Origin of the sequence: Paenochrobactrum gallinarii (genome assembly GCF_014205685.1) — a bacterium.
GTDB lineage: Bacteria > Pseudomonadota > Alphaproteobacteria > Rhizobiales > Rhizobiaceae > Paenochrobactrum > Paenochrobactrum gallinarii.
On the sequence record NZ_JACIIU010000054.1, the window covers coordinates 1 to 4,609 of the forward strand.

Consider the following 4,609-nt stretch of genomic DNA (forward strand, 5'->3'; position numbering starts at 1 on the left):
CAAAATAGTCATTGATAAAAGCGGAGCCAATTTGGCTGGAGCTCAGGCTATAAACAACATCCTGAAAATCACTGGTACAGCTAAGGCGATTGAAACCCTGCAGGTTAAGTATCTGAACAATATCCTTGAGCAAGATCATCGTTTCATCAAGAGGCTTACCAAGCATATGTTAGGCTTCAAAGCTTTTCATTCAGCCTCAGCGACAATCGCAGGCATCGAAGTGGCTCACATGATCCGCAAAAACCAATTCGTAAATGACAATAGTTCATCATTCAAAGTCTTTGCCGAACTCGCAGCATAACTGTGCCTGCAGATAAGCACGTTTATATCCTGTTCAAAATTTTGCGACATAACCCCACTTCACTGCTCTACCTTTCTCTATTATCGACGCTGCGTATGACGCAAAAGTTAAGGTTAGGGTGCCGCTCTTCGGAGCCCGTTTTTCCATTGCCCCCATTCTTTGCAACAGTGCCGTTTATATCTCGTCTACACTCGCTTTATGTAACCAACGGAGGCTTGCTTCGGTCGGGCCATTTGGGAGATATTCAGCGCCTAGTGGCCGATCCCATCCGAGATCCGTTAGCGTTTGATACAGATGTTGGTAATTGAGTTCACCGTGGTCTGGTGGCCCACGGTCTGGAATCGCAGCGATTTGTATGTGCCCTATCAATGGCAAATGCTTTTGTAAGGCACGAGTAATGTTACCTTGCGTAATCTGCAAATGATAGCAATCGAACATCATTTTTAGATTGTCATGGGCAATGGCACGAATAATTTTTGCTGCTTGATCTGCTGTTGTCAGAAAATACCCTGGTGCATCATAGTTGTTCAACGGCTCAATCAAAATCGTTATGCCATAGGGCTTGGCTATGTAGCAGGCGTAATCCAAATTCGCAAAGTACGTCTGTTCAGCAGCGTCTCCTGCCGATATGCCAGCCATGACATGTACCGATTTACAATCAATTTGCACTGCATATTGTATTGCTTGATCGATTGCAGCGCGAGCTTCTTGCTGTCTACCGGGTAAAGCAGTTAAGCCACTTTCTCCTTTCTTACCGCGCAGTGTGTTCAAACCCAACATAGAAAGCCCTGTTGCTTGTAAGGCTGTGCGTAACTCCTGTGCTTGCACATTGTAAGGCCAATGACATTCCACCGCTGCGAAGCCTGCACGATGGGCGGCATGAACAGCGGCCGGCAAGGTAAGATCCGACCAAAGAAAGCCAAGATTTGCCGAGAATTGAATCATTACAAGCACCAAGACAGTTCGTGAATACGTACCAATTCAGCTATTTGTTTTGGGTCAAGCTGATTTGGCGTGGTGCCCATATCGCGCAGGGAATTACGGCGGAGTTCTAGTGTTTGTCTCATATCAAGCGAACTTATAAACTGGTAAAAGATGCGCGTCAGCGACAAAGCCGCCTGCATCGAGGGCTAAACCATTGGTTTTTGCTTGTGCCAAGACATCTGCTGCGAATTCTGGTTGCTTCCGGTTATCGCCAGATGTGATCAACAAAATTTCAATCGTTTGATCACTGCCGTTTTGAATTTCCCGCCAAACATCGCTGGGTACAGAGTAAGTATCCCAAGCACCGAGTGCGATTTTCACATCCCCTGTTTCATTGAGCACCAGAGAAACGCTACCGTGGCGAGCGATCAGTACCATTTTTTCTGCAATACGGAAGCGCGACAGTTTTTGTCTAGGTGCCAATCGTAACCACTCCATAGAGAAACCATGTGGATTAGTGATTGGAGCTGTATGATCGCGGTTTTGGGTAATACCTGCGCCAATCACAGGAGCCAATTCGGCACCACAACCTGGTAAAGCCTGATCTATAAAGGCAGGACGAAAATCACGATCCGCCTCAGTGACGATGCGTCGGCGCATTTGCTCAGGCGACCAGCCCCGTAACTTTTCCACATCTGCAGCGGCCATGGGTGCAATTAAGTCATTCTCGCTCGGTTTGACATCGCCGCGTTCGGTATCAATCAGCATATTTTTATTGGAAATATACAACCCATATTGGGCCGCTTCACTAATAATTTCAGGATGGAAAATCACCCCACCAGTATTGTCGCCACCAAGACAGGTGAACAACCAACCGTCATCAGGGCCGGTATTTGTAAAGCCACGGAAAATCCAGGTCGGAACTGAAAGAATATCACCTTCGTTACCAACAAACTCATTTTCACCATCGGAGCCCCAACGGAAGGTCCATTGCCCACGGAAATTGATGAATACTTCAGCAGTAAAGTGGATATGTAGATTGTTGGTGATCCCATTGGGCATCGCTGCGGCACCAATGTTAAAGCCATGAGGCTCTGGCAAATTGACAACTTGATCCGATGACGAGCTAACGCCCGGACCGATAATCGAATAATTTTCTTTTAAATGCGAGCCGGGCTTCTTACAATCAATGAAGGCCACAGTACAAGAAACATAATCCGAACGTTCAACATGGCGCTTTTGTGCTAGTTCCGCGCTTAAATGGGTCATAGTAAGCTCCTATTCTCAAAACAATTGCGCCGAAAGCTGTTTGCCGTCGGTCGCATCAAAAACGTAAAGTCGCGCATCCTTAGTGGGGATGAAACTAACCTCTGCACCTAATTCACGCCGGAAGTCAGCAGGACCGCGTGCACAGATATGGCTACTTGCTTCGCGCAAAGTGACCAAAGTGGAGTCACCTAGTAATTCGTTGGCATAGATTTTTCCGCTGATCGGGCCAGAATCGGCAATGGTCAGATGCTCGGGGCGAATACCCAAAATCACACTGCCTTCAAGATCAGCTTGAATGCCGCTGATCCGGGTGGCTGGCGCTTCGAACACACCATTTTTCAGTCTACCTTCAATCAAGTTCATCGCAGGATTGCCGATGAAGCCGGCCACGAATGTATCTGCAGGGTCAGAGTAGATACGTTCGGGTGTATCCAACTGCACGATTTCTCCACGGTTTAAAATCGCGATCCGCGAGGCCAAGGTCATTGCTTCCGTCTGATCATGCGTAACATAAACAGTGGTGATGCCTAGCTCATGATGAAGATGTTTTAGCTCTGCACGCATTGTAACACGCAGTTTGGCATCCAGATTGGACAAAGGTTCATCCATAAGAAACAACTTTGGACGACGAATAATTGCTCTTGCCAAAGCGACACGTTGGCGCTGCCCACCCGACAGTTCTGCAGGGCGCCGGTCAAGATAGGGTCCAAGTTCAACTTTCTCAGCAGTCAGCCTAGCTTGTTCACGCCGTTCTTTTCTCGAGACCCCGCGAAGCTTTAATGGATAGGCTATATTATCAGCCACTGTCATATGCGGATAGAGACCATAGTTTTGGAATACCATCGCAATATCACGATCTTTTGGTGGCAGGTCATTCACCCGCACATCCCCGACAAAGATATCTCCTTCCGTAATATCCTCGAGGCCGGCAATCATGCGCATGGTTGTGGTCTTCCCACAGCCCGAGGGCCCCAAAAGGACCAAGAACTCACCATCTTCGATCGTCAGGCTTTGACGCGGCACAGCAACGGCTGCGCCATATTTTTTAACAATATCAACAAGACGGATATCGGCCATAAAGCGGGCTCCTATTTAACTGCGCCAGCGGTCATACCGCGGGTGAAATGTTTTTGAATAACCATGGCGAGCAGAAAAATCGGTACCGTAATCAGCACGCCGGCCGCGCTCATCAATTCCCATAAGTCACCACGTTCAGTGCGAAAATTGGTTAGAGCAACAGGCAAAGTCGTGGCATATCGCCGGGTCAAGATTAATGCGAAAAGAAACTCGTTCCACGTGAGGATGAAACTAAAGATAGCAGCGGTAATGATACCTGGACGTGCCATTGGCAAAACCACATCTAAAATAACTCGTAGTCGCGATGCTCCATCCATCATCGCAGCTTCTTCACTGTCCAAAGGGATGGCGTCAAAAAACCCCTTTATCATCCAAATCACAAACGGCGTCGTAATGGCGACATTTACGATAACTAAAGCCAAGCGCGTATCCAGAAGTCCTAGGTTACGGAACATCAAAAAGAACGGCAGCACAATCACCACAGCGGGCACGAATTGGGTCGAAAGTACTATAAAAAATAGCGATTTACGGCCCTTCATTTGAAATCGTGAAAAGCTATACGCAGCAAGGGTTGCTGCAGGAATCGCGATAACCACAGTTGCCCCTGCAACTAAAGTGCTGTTCCACAGTGCATGACCTAAATTCCACGGATGCGAAAATATAGTCACGAAATTTTGCAAACTTGGTGCGAAGTCCAAAGAAATACTATAGGCATCCTTTGGACTTTTAAGTGAAGTGAGAAACATCCATATTATAGGAAACAGCACGATGACACAGACCATCAGCAAGATGATTGTCTCGGCTGTACGGGATAGAACCGAACGTTTCATGCCGTAGCCATCTTTCTGGCTCTGTTGCAAAAATTCCGGTTGGTTGGAGAGGTCCTGTTCTCTCGGGGGCTCTGTTGCAAAAAACAGATTGCTTGACAGATAATAGCCCTTCTTGAGTGACAGGAGCAGGAAATGTCAGATTTCAAGTGGCGCCATTTTCAGGGTGAGATTATCCTTTGGGCAGTGCGGTGGTATTGTCGCTACGGGA

At 47.5% G+C, this 4,609-nt stretch carries 5 protein-coding genes and 1 pseudogene; 2 read left to right on the top strand and 4 right to left on the bottom strand.

Annotation, left to right across the window (positions count from 1 at the left end):
• Nucleotides 1-301, top strand: a 301-nt coding sequence (locus FHS77_RS15600) for a DDE-type integrase/transposase/recombinase (protein WP_184224845.1), incomplete at its 5' end; no start/stop codon positions are given.
• Between the two features lie 174 nt (nt 302-475).
• On the opposite strand, the gene FHS77_RS15605 is transcribed toward FHS77_RS15600, so the two are convergent.
• From FHS77_RS15605 to FHS77_RS15620, 4 genes are all read right to left on the bottom strand, one after another.
• Entirely contained in the window at nt 476-1,246 is a 771-nt protein-coding gene (locus FHS77_RS15605; protein WP_184224846.1) for a hydroxypyruvate isomerase family protein, read from the bottom strand.
• Between the two features lie 123 nt (nt 1,247-1,369).
• Nucleotides 1,370-2,494: a cupin domain-containing protein gene (locus FHS77_RS15610; protein WP_184224847.1), complete on the bottom strand. Its 1,125-nt coding sequence runs from the start codon at nt 2,492-2,494 to the stop codon at nt 1,370-1,372.
• A gap of 15 nt (nt 2,495-2,509) precedes the next feature.
• Nucleotides 2,510-3,571, bottom strand: a complete 1,062-nt coding sequence (locus tag FHS77_RS15615; RefSeq protein WP_184224848.1) for an ABC transporter ATP-binding protein — start codon at nt 3,569-3,571, stop codon at nt 2,510-2,512.
• A gap of 11 nt (nt 3,572-3,582) precedes the next feature.
• A complete protein-coding gene (locus FHS77_RS15620; RefSeq protein ID WP_184224849.1) occupies nt 3,583-4,401 on the bottom strand; it encodes a carbohydrate ABC transporter permease in 819 nt (272 codons plus the stop codon).
• Nucleotides 4,402-4,533: 132 nt separating this feature from the next.
• Between FHS77_RS15620 and FHS77_RS15625 the strand changes: the two are divergent.
• Nucleotides 4,534-4,609: pseudogene (locus tag FHS77_RS15625) on the top strand (IS6 family transposase); the annotation flags it as partial.

Excerpts from the sequence above, each read along its gene's own strand:
- FHS77_RS15620 (WP_184224849.1), bottom strand. The coding sequence starts at position 4,401 with ATGAAACGTTCGGTTCTATCCCGTACAGCCGAGACAATCATCTTGCTG.
- FHS77_RS15605 (WP_184224846.1), bottom strand. The coding sequence starts at position 1,246 with ATGATTCAATTCTCGGCAAATCTTGGCTTTCTTTGGTCGGATCTTACC.
- FHS77_RS15610 (WP_184224847.1), bottom strand. The coding sequence starts at position 2,494 with ATGACCCATTTAAGCGCGGAACTAGCACAAAAGCGCCATGTTGAACGT.
- FHS77_RS15615 (WP_184224848.1), bottom strand. The coding sequence starts at position 3,571 with ATGGCCGATATCCGTCTTGTTGATATTGTTAAAAAATATGGCGCAGCC.